Source organism: Enterobacter sp. EGD-HP1 (assembly GCF_000733275.2).
In the GTDB taxonomy this organism is placed as follows: domain Bacteria; phylum Pseudomonadota; class Gammaproteobacteria; order Enterobacterales; family Enterobacteriaceae; genus Enterobacter.
Genome location: NZ_AVOP01000033.1, coordinates 244,361 through 257,775, shown reverse-complemented (window position 1 = coordinate 257,775; position 13,415 = coordinate 244,361). Strand labels below are relative to the sequence as shown.

Sequence of the window (13,415 nt, the reverse complement as noted above, 5' to 3'; positions counted from 1 at the left end):
CTGGAACTGTCTTAATACTCTTTGCCGGTGACGCGGCTGCGGTAACTTTCCCAGTCGAAGATGACATACAGGCTGTTACCCAGCTTCATGCGATCCATGACGCGTTCCCCCAGCAGGCGGGTCATCTCGTCGATATTGTGGTTCGTCAGCATGCCGGTGGGGCGCTTGGACGAAGAGCGGCGATCGACAATCTGGTTGATGATCACTTTTTCATAGCGGGATTCCGTCTGAACGCCAATCTCGTCGATGACCAGTAAATCCACATTGCTCAGATCGTTAAGCAGCTGTTCTTCGCTGGTTTCGCGGTTGCTGAAGGTGTCTTTCATCGCGGACATGATATCGGCCACGGTGATGATAAGCACCGATTTACCCCGCAGAAGCAGCTCGTTGCAGATGGCGGCTGCCAGGTGGTTTTTTCCGGTGCCCGGCTTGCCGCTAAAGATGAAGCTGGCGATATTGCCATCGAATTCATCCACGTATTGACGGGCGGCCGCAAGGGCGTTCATCTGCCCGTTGGTTTCGACTTTATAGTTATCGAACGAGCAGTTCTGGTGCAGGGGACGGATACCGGAGCGGTTAAAGGTGCGCTGCATTTTCATCGCCCGGTTTTCCCTGGCGAGCGCGGCGGCGCGGATCTCACCTTGCTCTTTTTGCCACGCCAGCAGCTCTTCACCCGTGGTGAAAGCGGGCTTCACGTTGGCAGGCATCATTTTTTGCAGACGTTTCATCAGGTCGCCGACGTTCTTCATTTCGCACCTCGGAATCCGCTGGGGATCTGTTTATCCGGTTCTGAAAACGCGTTGATATCGCGTTTGGGCTGGCCGTTGTTGCCGGCGCGGGTAATTTGAAGATGACGCGCAAGCTTTTGCTGCCACTGAATGTGGGTAAAGACTTTACCTTCCGCCTGCCACCAGGCGGTAAACGCGGCAAGCTCTTCCGCGGTGGCCGGTTGGGTTAACGCTATGCCCCACAGCGCCGCCTGCCGCTGAAAATCCGCATCCGGCTGCCAGCCCGCGTACAGGGCAAATTTCCCCATCGGAATGGTCGCGGGGACGTTGACCGGTTCATCAAAGAACTGGTTGTCCAGCGCGACATCGCTCGCCGGGCGTGACAGTTGCGCTTCGATCTCCAGAAGCTGTGCCAGACGTTCCGGCGTGATTGCGTAAAACGCCGGCGCGTTGTCGGCAAAAACCGCAACCGTGCCGCCTTCGGCGTGGGTCAACACCCCGCGTGGGTCGCGCATAAAGGCATCAATGCCAGCAATGCTGGTGGTCAGAATTCTGGAGGACATAACGCTTACTCTACTGATTACTACGGGCGTGATATGGGGTTATGGTAGCACAGAGAGGGGAAAGGGAAGGAGGGGATTTCCCCGGCGGCGTTGCGCTTACCGGGGCTACAGTCGTAGGCCTGATAAGCGCAGCGCCATCAGGCATTTATCACGCGATGATATTCAGGGTCACGTCGATGTTGCCGCGGGTCGCGTTAGAGTACGGGCAAACAATGTGTGCCGCATCGACCAGCTTTTTGGCTTCCGTAGGATCCATACCCTCAACGTGGATGTTCAGTTTCGCTTCGATACCAAAACCGGTTGGCAGCGGGCCAATACCCACTTCACCTTCAATAAAGGCCTCTTTTGGCAGGATGAATTTGTCGCGCGCCGCCACAAACTTCATCGCGCCCAGGAAGCAGGCAGAGTAGCCGGCAGCAAACAGCTGCTCAGGGTTCGTTACTTCTCCCCCCATGCCGCCCATCTCTTTTGGCACGCCCAGTTTTACGTCCAGTACGCCATCGGAAGAGGTGGCACGACCGTCACGGCCACCGGTTGCTTTGGCTTTGGCGGTATAAACAACTTTTTCTAAAGACATGGCAGGTTCCTCATCTTGCTTAAGTGTGCGCTATTAAATAGCGTGCGATGTATATGGGTATTAATCACGCGTAAAGTATAGCCTTACGCCCGGTGTAGCTGCTGTCGCAAAAGTTCGAGCTGCTGTTTGAGCGCCAGCAGGGTGTCGGTATCACACTGCGCTGCGCAACCCACCGCATGGGGGATACCCAATGCCTGCTGCTGCAGTTCACGTCCCGCTTCGCTCAGGGTGACGGCGACCTGACGTTCGTCCCGGCGCGAACGGTGACGGTTGATTAACCCGGCACTTTCCAGCCGTTTCAACAGCGGCGTCAGGGTCGCAGAGTCCAGAAACAGCCGTTCGCCGATGTCCGACACCGTCATGTCATCCTGCTCCCACAGCACCAGCATCACCAGGTATTGCGGGTAGGTCAGGTTCAGCGGTGCCAGCAGTTGCCGGTACAGCTTATTGAGCGCCAGGTTTGCCGAATAGAGGGCAAAGCAGAGCTGGTTATCCAGCTTGAGCGCAGCGGTTGCGTCGTTCGTTTTCGCGTTCATGAAATGAATATAGATAGTGCACAATTTAATTGCAAGCAATTTTATGGGCAGGTGTAGCGGAGCGCTACCTGAACGGCCATTTTGCGATAGTGCTGGCGCTGAGCCTGTTCGTCCGCACCGTCTTCAAACAGGAGCGTGAAGGTGTAGCTGTTGGCAACGTAGTGAAAGCTGAAGCTGCTTATCAGGCGGTGAAGATCGCGGGCGTCAACCGTCTGGCTGAAGAGCTGTTTTTCTTTGCCCCGGCGCAGGATCTCCTCCAGCAGGTCGAGCGCGCTGCGGTTGACCTGGCGAAGATAGCTCGACTGCTGCATAAAGCGACCACGCTGCATGTTTTCCATGCAGATAATCCGAATGTAGTCGGGATGGTCGGCATGATAGTCAAAGGTGGCTTCAACCAGGTCGACCAGCGCTTCGACAGGGGGCATTCCCGCCAGGCTTAGCGCTTTTTCACTGGCGCGAATCTGGGTGTAAACATGTTCCAGTACCAGGAGATAGAGGTTCTCTTTATTCTTAAAATGGTAAACCACCATGCGTTTGGTGGTACCCGCTTTCTCCGCGATCTGCTCCATACGGGCACCATTCAGTCCATACTCGGCAAAAAGCGCGATGGCGCTCTGAAAAATTTTCTCTTTCAGGCTGGATTCTTCGCCGTGCTCGGGGTGTTCGCTGCCAGGGTTAGCCACATCCTTTCCTTATTTTCACCAAACGGACCAGAAGGATTATCTCCATGGCAGCGAAATAACACAAATATCAAACGCGTGGGCGTTTGCGGTACAGCCACAGTCCGGGGATCGACAGCCCGATAGAGAGCGCACCGACGATGGACGACGCCTTAAGAAAGTTGCTCAGGAGGAGGATCATCTGAGGCTCGGTGTAGCCAAAATGGCTGATTTTCACCGCGGAAATCATCGCCGTATACGCAGATATGCCCGGAAACATCGGGATCACGGCGGCGACGGTGAACACTTTGGGATGCGCCAGATACCAGCGCGACCACTGGATGCCGATACTGCCGACCAGCATGGACGCCATGAATGTTGACCATTCGATGTTAAAACCCGCGGTCATCATCATCATTCGCGAGCCATGGCCAATCGCCCCCAGCAGCGCACACCACGGCAGCGCGCGTTGCGGAACGTTAAATACCATCGCAAAGCCGACGGCAGGAATGGCGGCCAGAAGCATGTCCTGCGCCAGCGCCAGCAGAAAATCTATTACGCCCATCCGCGTAACCCCCAGAGTGTCATAGCCATAACCACGCCGATGCAGGTCGCCAGCGTCAGCAGGCTGGCGATAGCCCAGCGCGCCAGACCGGTATTGATGTGTCCTTTAAACATATCGGCGACGGCGTTGATCAACGGAAAGCCCGGGACCAGCAGAAGCACGCTGGCGGCCATGGCAATCGTCGGGGTGTTAGCAAACTGCGGCAGGCGCAGAAGCAGACCGGAAACCGTAGTGGCGACAAACGCGGTAATGCAGAAGTTAATTTGCGGATGCAGCTGCCGGTGCGTCAGCAGCTGGCGAACATACATGGCGATGCTGCTGGCAAAAAAGGTGACGATGGCACCGTCCCAGCCGCCTTTATTGAGCTTACAAAAGCAGGCGCACGACAGCCCTACCATCAACACGACAAGCCAGCGCGGATAACGTAACGGCTTAATTTGGTTGAACCGTTTTTCAATTTCATGGAGATCGAGAAGCTTGTGTTCAGCAAGGATCACGATGTGCTGCACTTCGGTCACGACGTGCATGTTAATGCCGCGGTCATGGTTTTTGCGGGTGGAGGTCAGGCACTGACCGTCTTTGATCGTGGTCAGCACAATGGCGTTGGATGAGATCGCGCTTTCCACGCTATCCATACCCAGCGCCACACCCAGCCGGGTGGAAAGCTCCTCAACCAGCGCGCTTTCCGCGCCGTGCTGGAGCAGAAAAAGACCGCACTGAATACATAGCCGCGTGATAGCACGCTGCGTTGACCGATCTGCCTGCATGTATTGTCCTGAAGAAGATGGAAAGTTGCCGGTTGGCCGATAGTGATTACTTTTAGCACAAAGTGCAGTGCCTCTTGCTGTGGGCCAGATCAAGGTTTATGCAAACAGTCTCACCCGTATCGCGAAAGGGACGTTGACTCAATTTATCAATGCGGTGAATTATTAATATGAAAATATAGAATATTTGTATTTAGTTATTCTAATTTTATATTGTCGTTATTTTAATGGCTCCGCAATTAAACTTATTTGCGCTTTATGAGATATTACGGCTGTTTTAGGCATTTCTTAAACAAAGAACATATCTCATCTTCTGCTTGTATTAATCAGTTTTACACTCAGGGACGAAAATACTCATACATTGATGCGTTTTAATGTTACTCATCAAATGAAGAATGGACACGGAGGGTCTATGTTGTCATTGCATGGTAAGCACGGCGTTGTCATTAGCCGGATACCCGTGATGCAAAACGGGTTAGGGGGCGTGATGGCATGCCATTTCCCGGATTTTGAATTGACCTATTGCCGCTCACTGCAGGAGTTAACGCTGCTCCAGTTACGCCGCGCAGACGTCATTATTGCTGATATTTCAGGCGAATACCGAAATCCCCGGGGCACCCTCGAAGAGTACTACGGTTTATTGAATCAATATCGGGACATTCACTGGATCTTTTTAGTCTCGCGGCCGCTTTACCCTATTGCGGTTGAGTTACTTATGCGCCCGGAAAGTACCTTGCTGTCTGATATGGAGCCTATTGAAGGCGTGGTTAACGCTATTCGGGCAGGGAGCGAGCGGGCAGAGCGAATAAGCCAGACGTTGTTAACCCCGGAACCTCAAAGTACGGAGGATGAAAACGAACACGTTATCGAGCTCACGCACTCCGAACGTAAGGTCCTGCGTCTGTTAGGTAAAGGATGGGGGATTAACCAAATCGCCACATTGCTCAAGAAGAGCAATAAAACCATTAGTGCGCAGAAAAACAGTGCGATGCGACGGCTGTCATTACGCAGTAATGCCGATATGTACGCCTGGATCAACAGTACGCAGGGAATGAGAGAGCTGAGTTTGATGTCAGCCTATGGAGAGTTCGAGGAATGGAAAAAACCGATTCAACAAGACATATCGCCATCGTCGAAAATTGCACGATGAGTGCTGTTGGGCTACAGCATCTTTTTGCGCTGCCCGGCCTGAATCATTATCAGCTGCATCTGTTTAGCGAATTTGACAGCTTTAAGAAAGCACTTCAGCACGTCAATTTTTTCTCGCTAATCTATTCACTTTCCGATGCGCGAGAAGAACGTCGTAACTGTCTGGCACACCTGCGGGATCTCGCATTTTCGCATGGTCATATTCAGCGCATTATCCTGGTCGCTGATGAGACGGAAGCACGGCTAATTAGCCACCTTTCGCCGTCACGCCTTCACGGTGTGGTCAGTAAATCGCTGATGCTTGAGCACCTGCAGCAGAAACTCATGGTGTTGTTGAGTGAAACGGTGCGCATCAATGACAATATGATGAATCACTGGTACCGGAGTCAAAACAGAATGTTAAGCCCAACGGAACGGGCAATATTGCGTTATATGTCTTGCGGCTATTCTATTCCTCAAATTGCGGCGCAGCTTGAACGTAATATTAAGACCATCCGGGCGCATAAGTTTAATGCGATGGTGAAGCTGGGGGTGAATTCTGACGTCGGGTTGCTCGATGCGGCGGATATTATTACTCACCTTCCGGCAAGAGAACCGCGAAGTTTGGCACTCAGCAAGCCGACCTTTTTATAACCTGTCCGTTGCGCGCCAGACAGGTTCTGGCGCATCAATCAGATGCAAACATCAACCCACTTTGCAGAAGTCAGCTCTGCCATTCTGTCAGGTGAAATACGCACGGCACTATGAATTGCACCTGCGGCGGGCAGGACTTCGGCGTACTGCTTTAATGAAATATCGCAGTAAACCGCGAGCGGGTTTTCCAGCCCGAACGGGCACACGCCGCCAACGGGATGACCGGTGATGGTCACCACTTCATCACTGCTGAGCATGCGCGCTTTCGCACCAAACGTGTCTTTCAGCTTTTTGTTATCCAGACGCGCATCGCCTTTCGCTACCACCAGAATCACCTCATTTTTCACCTTTAAAGACAAGGTCTTGGCGATTTGTCCCGGTTCAACACGATGGGCGGCAGCAGCCAACGCAACGGTAGCGGTACTCTGGCTAAGTTCAATTACGTCGATATCCGGCGCGTTGTCGGCAAAAAACTGCTGTACAGACTGCAAACTCATTGTTTCCTCCTGACAAATATCCTGCGTAATCTGTCATAAGAATTTATGCTGTGTAAATATCTCTTACGTAACAAATATCCCGAACGGCTGATTTCTGGATCCTCTTCACAATCACAGAAACCGGTTACAGTAACCGGTTGCAGACCGTGTTGCGTCGATTAATACTGAGTACGTAACGTCCCCTGTATCCAATAATAAGAGCAAATTATGAAACCATTTCGTCTGAGCAGTACCACTGGTACACAAGCCAGCAAGGTTGTGAAGTTGATTAATGGAACCACGTGCGGCGCGAAAGTGCCCGTAACAAACGTCTGACAGGAGATCTGCCATGTCTGCCAACCATGCTGCGTTTAACCTGATATTCCGTTTCGTTGAAAATTACGTGAGCCCAATTGCCGGGCGGATCTCTTCCCAGCGTCACGTCATGGCTATTCGTGATGGGTTCATCTCCGCGATGCCATTTATGATTGTGGGTTCATTTTTATTAGTGTTCGCTTACCCACCTTTTTCGCCTGATACCACCTGGGGTTTCGCCCGCGCCTGGCTGGATATGGCGAAGCAGTTTGAAGGCCAGATCCTGACGCCGTTTGATATGACGATGGGCATTATGTCCATTTATATCTGTGCGGCCATTGCCTATAACCTTGGCAAACACTATGTTAAATCGCACCAGCTAGATCCGTTCATGTGCGCCATGCTGTCGCTGATGGCGTTTCTGCTGGTTGCGGCACCGAAAACCAAAGGCTCGCTTCCCGTCGACAGCCTGGGTGGAACGGGGATTTTTACCGCGATTCTGGTGGCGATCTACTGCGTTGAGATGATGCGTTTCCTCAAGGCGCATAACATCGGTATTCGCCTGCCAGACCAGGTTCCTCCGATGATCAAAAACTCTTTTGATCTGCTGATCCCGGTGCTGGTAGTGGTGTTAACGCTCTATCCTCTGAGCCTGGTCATTCAGTCTCAGTTTGGCATGCTGATCCCACAGGCCATTATGTCGGTCTTTAAACCGCTGGTTTCCGCAGCGGATTCCCTGCCTGCGATCCTGCTGGCCGTGTTGATTGGCCATCTGCTATGGTTCGCCGGGATCCACGGCGCCGCCATCGTCTCAGGGATGCTGCAGATGTTCTGGCTGACTAACCTTGGCGCTAACCAGACCGCGCTGGCCGCCAGCCAGCCTCTGCCGCATATCTTTATGGAAGCGTTCTGGACGTTCTTTATCGTGATTGGCGGGTCGGGCGCCACGATGGGGCTGGTGATTTGTTATCTGCGTAGCCGTTCAGCGCATTTACGTTCTATCGGGCGTTTGAGCGTGGTCCCCAGCTTCTTTAATATCAACGAACCCGTCATTTTCGGTACGCCGATTGTGATGAACCCGGTGTTCTTTATTCCGTTCCTGCTGGCACCGATGGTAAATGCCGTGCTGGCCTGGGCGGCGATGACGTTTGACCTGATTGGCCGCGTCATCTCTGTGGTCCCCTGGACGGCACCGGCGCCGATAGGCGCAGCGTGGGCTCTGGGCTGGGATTTCCGCGCGGCTATTCTGGTTGTGGTTCTGGCCTGCGTATCGGCAATCATCTACTACCCGTTCTTCAAAGTGTACGAGAAGCAGCTGCTGGAGCAGGAAGCGGAAGAAGCGCAGCGTAACGCGGAAGAGGACAATCAGCAGGTGGCCTAGGTAAAACCAAAACGGCAACGCATGTTGCCGTTTTTAGTGTTTGTTCCCTCTTACTGTGGGAGAGGGTCAGGGTGAAGGCATCAGGCCGGGCCTGTTTTTGTAGGCCCGGTAAGCGAAGCGCCACCGGGCAATTCATTGCATTACTTCAGCGTGCAATCCCCGCACTGCTTAACGTCCGGCAGGCGGTAGCGCTGGCAGCAGGTGCGGCGAACCAGAAGCCCATCACGGAGCACGACGGTACGGAATAACGGGTTGTCACGGCCATCGGAAAGCTGTTTTGCAAAGAAACAGGACTGACGGAGGGCGTCAACGTTCTCATCACCAAGCAGAGGCTTCATTTCCGTTAAATACCAGTGGATTAAATAGCCGGTATTGCTCCAGATAAGCTTCCCGTTAATCTCTCCCGTCGCTTCAAGCGCGTCCACGACCGGGATCAGGGCCTGCGTGATAAGCCGCTCCATACGTTCCTGAGCCGTCAGGCGTTCCGCGCTCTGGTCTTCGTGAAGATCGATCCAGAAGCAGGCTGCACGCCCGGTTTCGTGAAACTCGACGTGGAAATTATCCGGCGAGAGTTCCAGCATGCTCTTTTGCGTTAACAGCGCCAGCATGAGAGGAGGCACCATCAGCCCGATATACCACTGTGCCCAGAGTGAGAGCAGAGGTTTATTTTCCCGCGTAAGGGTAGGCTGATTGCGATAGATATGGTTAGAGTAGGTGGCCAGCAGCGATCGCAGTTTTGCCGGCTGTCGCCACTCTGAGAGCGTCATAGCATGGTTCGGGTGCGCTTCATCAAGCCGGATAAAGTCCAGCAGGTGGGCGCGCGTCTCCGCAATTTTATCTCGTATGGCATCCGCAAGCGAAGCATCCCCGCTGGTGAGGGGCGCTCGCCAGAGTAAGGGTTCGACGATGTGTGCGGTATGCGTGGCCATAGTATAGATAGAAATCTAAATGATAATGATTGCCAATCCTAACTATTGCTCATACCAATGGCAAGACTTTTGTCCTGGTGACATCGCCGTATTGTTTACGCCGTCTGAAGCTCTTCACTCAACAGAATGTTATTACGCCCCATATGCTTTGCTTCGTAGAGGGCTTTGTCCGCTTTTTCCAGCGCGCCTTCCACATCTTCATCCTCGAAAATGGCAATACCAATGCTGATGGTGACGTTTGTCGCGACGCTCTCGTTAAACAGATGCGGGATTTTCAAATCGTAGACTTTCTGGCGGATCCGCTCGGCCGTCAGGCGAGCATGTTCGAGTGAAATATTGGTCAGCAGCACCATAAACTCTTCCCCGCCAAAACGCGCCACAATATCGCGAGAACGCACGGCGTCGCGGATGGCCGCAGAGACGCGTTTCAATGCCTGGTCGCCCATCATATGGCCGTAATGGTCGTTATAGGCTTTAAAGTGGTCGATATCCATCAGCAGGACAAAGTGCTCGCCATTTTCTACCGTCGGCAGGTTCTCCAGACGGCTTTGCAGACCGCGACGATTATAAAGCCCGGTAAGCGGGTCCATCATGCTGAGATCGGTCAGGGTTTCTCGCTCTTCCAGCAGGCGAGAGAGCAATTCCTGAGCGAAACGATCGTTACGTCTTTGCAAAATGTTATGAATAGCGATTGCCACCACAGGAAGTGCGAAAGAATAGGTCATTCTCAGCCATATATCGTGATCGCCTAGCCACAAGCAGACAATAAAGGTGGGCAATGAGTGCAGCGTAAATGCTTTGATATTACTGGCGAATGCCAGCGTTCCGATAAAAAGCACCGTTAATAGGGCGATTAACAAATATGTCGCATGGTCGTGGGTAATTAAGGCGAATTTCGACACGATTTGCCACGCCCATAAAATACCGAAGATCCCTGAAACGGCAGGAATATTTATCTTCCGCGCGCGCTTTCTCCAGTGCCAGACGAACAGGCCGGTGCTGATGGAGAAAATAGCAATAAGTGGGGCAGATAACAGGCGTACAGAATTGAGCGGATTTGTTACCGAGAACACTGCCGAGGTTGCGTTCAGAAATAAAAATAAACGTAACGACAATTGATATTTTCTGTGAACCAAAGACCGCCAGGATTGTGATGTCATAGTCGTGCGTTTTATTAAAATTTAATTAAAACAAATAAGTAGGTGCTGTTTCGCAATAAAACATGCAAAAAACTCAAAGAGTAATTATCAGAAAATCTTTAGGTGTTGTTAACAGGTGTGCAATTTATCACCTTAGGCAATTCCTGTCATTACGGGAAAGGTAAAGGTCGATGGATTTTGATTCATTCAGATGACAAATGATAATCTATGTCATATGATATTGGTTATCATTATCGTTGTGAGAGGGCAGATCATGTTGAACAGGGCGCTGGGAAGTGGTTGGGGGGTATTGCTACCGGGAGCCATTCTCGGCGGGTTGATGTTTGCCGATCTCTCCCTTGATACCTGGAAAACGATCATTGTGTCAGGACTGTTAGTCACGTCAGGCATGATCTGGCATAAGCAGCTGCGCCACTTTGTTTTACTGCCATCCTGTGTAGCACTGGTCAGTGGAATTCTGGTGATACTGATGAGCTTGAAATAACAGGGAAAACAAGAGGAACTTCAGAAGGGATGCAAGATAATTGGTGCGAGGGGGGGGACTCGAACCCCCACATCCTAAGGACACTAACACCTGAAGCTAGCGCGTCTACCAATTCCGCCACCTTCGCACAGTCATCTTACTATTGTTGATATCGCCTCGTTGGTGCGAGGGGGGGGACTCGAACCCCCACATCCGTAAGGACACTAACACCTGAAGCTAGCGCGTCTACCAATTCCGCCACCTTCGCCCAGTGCGAGCAATATCATTGTGATTTATGGTGCGAGGGGGGGGACTCGAACCCCCACATCCGTAAGGACACTAACACCTGAAGCTAGCGCGTCTACCAATTCCGCCACCTTCGCATACCATCGATACTGTAAAAGTATCGTAACCACGGAGGCGCATTCTAGATGTTTTCAGCTTTACGTCAACAGAAAAGTGCGCGCCTTTTATTGATTGCTGCAAAAATGGCCGGAACGGGGACGCCTGCTTGCCGGATGGCGCTGGCGCTTACCCGGCAAGCATTGCATGGCGAATTATTTCTTCGCCTGACGCGTCATTACGGTACGGTAGACCTTAAAGCGGCCGGTCTGGGCGATCACTTCATGGAAACCGAAGGTTTCGTCCAGCACTTTCGGATACGCCAGGAAGGCGTTCGCAACGATACGCAGCTCGCCGCCGCTGTTGAGGTGACGGGTTGCGCCACGGATCAGCGTTTGCGCGGCTTCCAGGCTGGTCTCCATGCCGTCGTGGAACGGCGGGTTGGAGATGATCATGTCGAAGCGACCGGTGACGTCAGAGAAGACGTTGCTGGCGATCACCTCGCCTTCAATGCCGTTTGCAGCAAGCGTTGCGCGGCTGGCTTCTACCGCCGGGGCGCTGACATCACACAAGGTTAAGCGCACTTTTGGTGAATGGCTGGCGAGCACGGTAGAAAGCACGCCCGCGCCGCAGCCCACGTCCAGCACTTTGCCTTTGGTGTGCGGCGTCAGGGTGGAGAGCAGCAGCTTGCTGCCCGTATCCAGCGCGTCACGGCTGAACACGCCCGGCAGGGTTTTGATGGTCTGGCCGTCAAGCTGGTACTCGTCCCAGTAAGCCTGTGCATCAAACGTTGTCTGTTTTTCCAGACGGCCATGGTACAGACCACAGCGGCGAGCGCTGTCGACTTTATTCAGCGGCGCGTAGCCTTCCAGCATCTGTTCAGCGCTACGCACGCCGCTGCGGTTCTCACCCACCACGAAAATATCGCAGCCGACCGGCAGCAGGGAGAGCAGGTTCATCAGCTGGAACTGGGCTTCCGGTTTGTTCTTCGGCCAGTAGTAAATCAGCGTATCGCAGTCGGCGATATCGCTCTGCTCCGCCACCAGGCTAAAGCGCGCGCGCTCGCCCATCTGGCGGCTCAGCACCTGCCAGTGGTGGTAGTATTGGGTGTGGGCACGGCTTTCAGCACAGTCGAAACGCGCAGGCAGGTCATCCTGCATATCTCCGGCAAACAGAATACGGCTTTCTTCGAAATCATCACTGTGACGCAGCAAGACTTCACTTGCCGGGGTAAATGCAGACATGAATTGTTCCTCAATAAACTCAGGCGGGGATTATAGTAGGTAGATGGCGCACTTTCGACACATTTGCTATATTTGCGCGCCTGAGAGACAGGAGTTTTCCCTATGACATCCCGACGAGACTGGCAGTTGCAGCAGCTGGGCATTACCCAGTGGGCTTTGCGTCGCCCGACGGCGTTGCAGGGCGAAATCGCCATTTCCATCCCTGCGCACGTACGCCTGGTGATGGTGGCGGAAGAACTGCCTGCCCTGAATGAACCCCTGATCGATGATGTCCTTCGCAGCCTGAAGATGACGGCCGACCAGGTTTTACAGCTGACGCCAGAGCGTGTCGCGATGCTTCCTCCTGATAGCCGCTGTAACAGCTGGCGTATCGGAGAGACAAACGAGATCCCCCTCCAGGGGAGCCAGATCTGCACGCCAGCGCTGGACGAACTGAAAGCCAACCCAAAAGCGCGCAGCGCGCTATGGCAACAAATCTGCGAATATGAACACGATTTCTTCCCTCACGACGCCTGACCTGACCACCGCGTTTGCGATTGAAACACGCGCCCACGCCTTTCCGTGGAGCGAAAAAACCTTCGCCAGCAATCAGGGTGAACGGTATCTGAACTACCGCCTGGACGTTGACGGCACCATGGCCGCCTTCGCGATCACGCAGGTTGTTCTTGATGAAGCGACGCTGTTTAATATCGCGGTTGATCCCGCGTTCCAGCGCCGTGGGCTGGGAAGAGAACTTCTCGAGCACCTCATCCGTGAGCTCGAAACCCGTGACGTTTTCACCCTGTGGCTGGAGGTGCGCGCGTCGAATGTCGCCGCCATCGCGCTCTATGAAAGCTTAGGCTTTAACGAGGCGACAATCCGCCGTAACTACTACCCCACCGCAGAGGGACGTGAAGACGCCATCATAATGGCTCTGCCGATTGGATAATAA

17 protein-coding genes and 3 tRNA genes are annotated in these 13,415 nt (G+C 53.1%); 6 read left to right on the top strand and 14 right to left on the bottom strand.

Annotated features, from left to right (window positions below; all coding sequences use genetic code 11):
- Nucleotides 1-11: 11 nt before the first annotated feature.
- The 7 genes from dnaC to N037_RS18395 all read right to left on the bottom strand — a co-directional run bounded on the left by dnaC (nucleotide 12) and on the right by N037_RS18395 (nucleotide 4,395).
- The gene (dnaC, locus tag N037_RS18425) at nucleotides 12-749 is read right to left on the bottom strand and encodes a DNA replication protein DnaC (RefSeq protein ID WP_023334409.1); all 738 of its coding nucleotides are present in this window, start codon (nucleotides 747-749) and stop codon (nucleotides 12-14) included.
- A complete protein-coding gene (dnaT, locus tag N037_RS18420) occupies nucleotides 746-1,291 on the bottom strand; it encodes a primosomal protein DnaT (RefSeq protein ID WP_032642674.1) in 546 nt (181 codons plus the stop codon). The genes dnaC and dnaT overlap by 4 nt, the downstream gene beginning before the upstream one ends.
- Before the next feature lie 148 nt (nucleotides 1,292-1,439).
- Nucleotides 1,440-1,868 carry an organic hydroperoxide resistance protein gene (locus N037_RS18415; RefSeq protein ID WP_032642672.1) on the bottom strand — a complete coding sequence of 143 codons (429 nt, stop codon included), beginning with the start codon at nucleotides 1,866-1,868 and terminating at the stop codon, nucleotides 1,440-1,442.
- An 83-nt stretch (nucleotides 1,869-1,951) separates the two neighbouring features.
- On the bottom strand, nucleotides 1,952-2,404 hold the full coding sequence (locus N037_RS18410; protein WP_023334412.1) for a MarR family winged helix-turn-helix transcriptional regulator: 453 nt from the start codon (nucleotides 2,402-2,404) through the stop codon (nucleotides 1,952-1,954).
- A gap of 41 nt (nucleotides 2,405-2,445) precedes the next feature.
- A complete protein-coding gene (locus tag N037_RS18405; protein ID WP_023334413.1) occupies nucleotides 2,446-3,087 on the bottom strand; it encodes a TetR family transcriptional regulator in 642 nt (213 codons plus the stop codon).
- Nucleotides 3,088-3,154: 67 nt separating this feature from the next.
- Complete coding sequence (locus N037_RS18400) at nucleotides 3,155-3,628, bottom strand: threonine/serine exporter (protein ID WP_023334414.1); 474 nt, start codon at nucleotides 3,626-3,628, stop codon at nucleotides 3,155-3,157.
- Nucleotides 3,619-4,395, bottom strand: a complete 777-nt coding sequence (locus tag N037_RS18395) for a threonine/serine ThrE exporter family protein (RefSeq protein ID WP_023334415.1) — start codon at nucleotides 4,393-4,395, stop codon at nucleotides 3,619-3,621. The genes N037_RS18400 and N037_RS18395 overlap by 10 nt, the downstream gene beginning before the upstream one ends.
- Before the next feature lie 409 nt (nucleotides 4,396-4,804).
- Between N037_RS18395 and N037_RS18390 the strand changes: the two genes are divergently transcribed.
- Nucleotides 4,805-5,542, top strand: coding sequence for a helix-turn-helix transcriptional regulator (locus N037_RS18390; protein ID WP_023334416.1), 738 nt, complete (start codon nucleotides 4,805-4,807; stop codon nucleotides 5,540-5,542).
- A complete protein-coding gene (gene bglJ, locus N037_RS18385; protein WP_032642670.1) occupies nucleotides 5,539-6,174 on the top strand; it encodes a DNA-binding transcriptional activator BglJ in 636 nt (211 codons plus the stop codon). The genes N037_RS18390 and bglJ overlap by 4 nt, the downstream gene beginning before the upstream one ends.
- Before the next feature lie 38 nt (nucleotides 6,175-6,212).
- On the opposite strand, the gene N037_RS18380 is transcribed toward bglJ, so the two are convergent.
- Entirely contained in the window at nucleotides 6,213-6,671 is a 459-nt protein-coding gene (locus N037_RS18380; RefSeq protein WP_008502085.1) for a YbaK/EbsC family protein, read from the bottom strand.
- A gap of 328 nt (nucleotides 6,672-6,999) precedes the next feature.
- Between N037_RS18380 and N037_RS18375 the strand changes: the two genes are divergently transcribed.
- The gene (locus tag N037_RS18375; protein ID WP_023334418.1) at nucleotides 7,000-8,346 is read left to right on the top strand and encodes a PTS sugar transporter subunit IIC; all 1,347 of its coding nucleotides are present in this window, start codon (nucleotides 7,000-7,002) and stop codon (nucleotides 8,344-8,346) included.
- Between the two features lie 140 nt (nucleotides 8,347-8,486).
- Here the strand turns inward: N037_RS18375 and fhuF are convergent, their stop codons facing one another.
- Together fhuF and N037_RS18365 are read right to left on the bottom strand one after the other, a co-directional pair.
- Nucleotides 8,487-9,275 carry a siderophore-iron reductase FhuF gene (fhuF, locus tag N037_RS18370; RefSeq protein ID WP_032642668.1) on the bottom strand — a complete coding sequence of 263 codons (789 nt, stop codon included), beginning with the start codon at nucleotides 9,273-9,275 and terminating at the stop codon, nucleotides 8,487-8,489.
- Nucleotides 9,276-9,370: 95 nt separating this feature from the next.
- Nucleotides 9,371-10,435 (bottom strand): GGDEF domain-containing protein, encoded by a 1,065-nt coding sequence (locus N037_RS18365; RefSeq protein ID WP_023334420.1) that lies wholly within the window; start codon nucleotides 10,433-10,435, stop codon nucleotides 9,371-9,373.
- A 214-nt stretch (nucleotides 10,436-10,649) separates the two neighbouring features.
- Here N037_RS18365 and N037_RS18360 point away from each other — a divergent pair, with 214 nt between their 5' ends.
- A complete protein-coding gene (locus N037_RS18360) occupies nucleotides 10,650-10,919 on the top strand; it encodes a DUF1435 domain-containing protein (protein WP_032642666.1) in 270 nt (89 codons plus the stop codon).
- Between the two features lie 41 nt (nucleotides 10,920-10,960).
- Here N037_RS18360 and N037_RS18355 read toward each other — a convergent pair.
- The 4 genes from N037_RS18355 to rsmC form a co-directional block, all read right to left on the bottom strand.
- Nucleotides 10,961-11,046, bottom strand: a tRNA-Leu gene (locus N037_RS18355).
- Between the two features lie 33 nt (nucleotides 11,047-11,079).
- Nucleotides 11,080-11,166 (bottom strand) — tRNA-Leu (locus tag N037_RS18350).
- Between the two features lie 28 nt (nucleotides 11,167-11,194).
- Nucleotides 11,195-11,281: transfer RNA gene (locus tag N037_RS18345), tRNA-Leu, on the bottom strand.
- Between the two features lie 174 nt (nucleotides 11,282-11,455).
- The gene (gene rsmC, locus N037_RS18340) at nucleotides 11,456-12,484 is read right to left on the bottom strand and encodes a 16S rRNA (guanine(1207)-N(2))-methyltransferase RsmC (protein WP_032642664.1); all 1,029 of its coding nucleotides are present in this window, start codon (nucleotides 12,482-12,484) and stop codon (nucleotides 11,456-11,458) included.
- A 102-nt stretch (nucleotides 12,485-12,586) separates the two neighbouring features.
- On the opposite strand from rsmC, the gene N037_RS18335 reads away from it, so the two are divergent.
- Nucleotides 12,587-13,000 (top strand): DNA polymerase III subunit psi, encoded by a 414-nt coding sequence (locus N037_RS18335; protein ID WP_029740017.1) that lies wholly within the window; start codon nucleotides 12,587-12,589, stop codon nucleotides 12,998-13,000.
- Entirely contained in the window at nucleotides 12,969-13,412 is a 444-nt protein-coding gene (rimI, locus tag N037_RS18330) for a ribosomal protein S18-alanine N-acetyltransferase (RefSeq protein ID WP_023334424.1), read from the top strand. The genes N037_RS18335 and rimI overlap by 32 nt, the downstream gene beginning before the upstream one ends.
- Nucleotides 13,413-13,415 lie beyond the last annotated feature (3 nt).

Coding starts and splice junctions, on each gene's coding strand:
- dnaC (WP_023334409.1), bottom strand. CDS start 749: ATGAAGAACGTCGGCGACCTGATGAAACGTCTGCAAAAAATGATGCCT.
- dnaT (WP_032642674.1), bottom strand. CDS start 1,291: ATGTCCTCCAGAATTCTGACCACCAGCATTGCTGGCATTGATGCCTTT.
- N037_RS18415 (WP_032642672.1), bottom strand. CDS start 1,868: ATGTCTTTAGAAAAAGTTGTTTATACCGCCAAAGCCAAAGCAACCGGT.
- N037_RS18410 (WP_023334412.1), bottom strand. CDS start 2,404: ATGAACGCGAAAACGAACGACGCAACCGCTGCGCTCAAGCTGGATAAC.
- N037_RS18400 (WP_023334414.1), bottom strand. CDS start 3,628: ATGGGCGTAATAGATTTTCTGCTGGCGCTGGCGCAGGACATGCTTCTG.
- N037_RS18395 (WP_023334415.1), bottom strand. CDS start 4,395: ATGCAGGCAGATCGGTCAACGCAGCGTGCTATCACGCGGCTATGTATT.
- N037_RS18390 (WP_023334416.1), top strand. CDS start 4,805: ATGTTGTCATTGCATGGTAAGCACGGCGTTGTCATTAGCCGGATACCC.
- bglJ (WP_032642670.1), top strand. CDS start 5,539: ATGAGTGCTGTTGGGCTACAGCATCTTTTTGCGCTGCCCGGCCTGAAT.
- N037_RS18380 (WP_008502085.1), bottom strand. CDS start 6,671: ATGAGTTTGCAGTCTGTACAGCAGTTTTTTGCCGACAACGCGCCGGAT.
- N037_RS18375 (WP_023334418.1), top strand. CDS start 7,000: ATGTCTGCCAACCATGCTGCGTTTAACCTGATATTCCGTTTCGTTGAA.
- fhuF (WP_032642668.1), bottom strand. CDS start 9,275: ATGGCCACGCATACCGCACACATCGTCGAACCCTTACTCTGGCGAGCG.
- N037_RS18365 (WP_023334420.1), bottom strand. CDS start 10,435: ATGACATCACAATCCTGGCGGTCTTTGGTTCACAGAAAATATCAATTG.
- N037_RS18360 (WP_032642666.1), top strand. CDS start 10,650: ATGATATTGGTTATCATTATCGTTGTGAGAGGGCAGATCATGTTGAAC.
- rsmC (WP_032642664.1), bottom strand. CDS start 12,484: ATGTCTGCATTTACCCCGGCAAGTGAAGTCTTGCTGCGTCACAGTGAT.
- N037_RS18335 (WP_029740017.1), top strand. CDS start 12,587: ATGACATCCCGACGAGACTGGCAGTTGCAGCAGCTGGGCATTACCCAG.
- rimI (WP_023334424.1), top strand. CDS start 12,969: ATGAACACGATTTCTTCCCTCACGACGCCTGACCTGACCACCGCGTTT.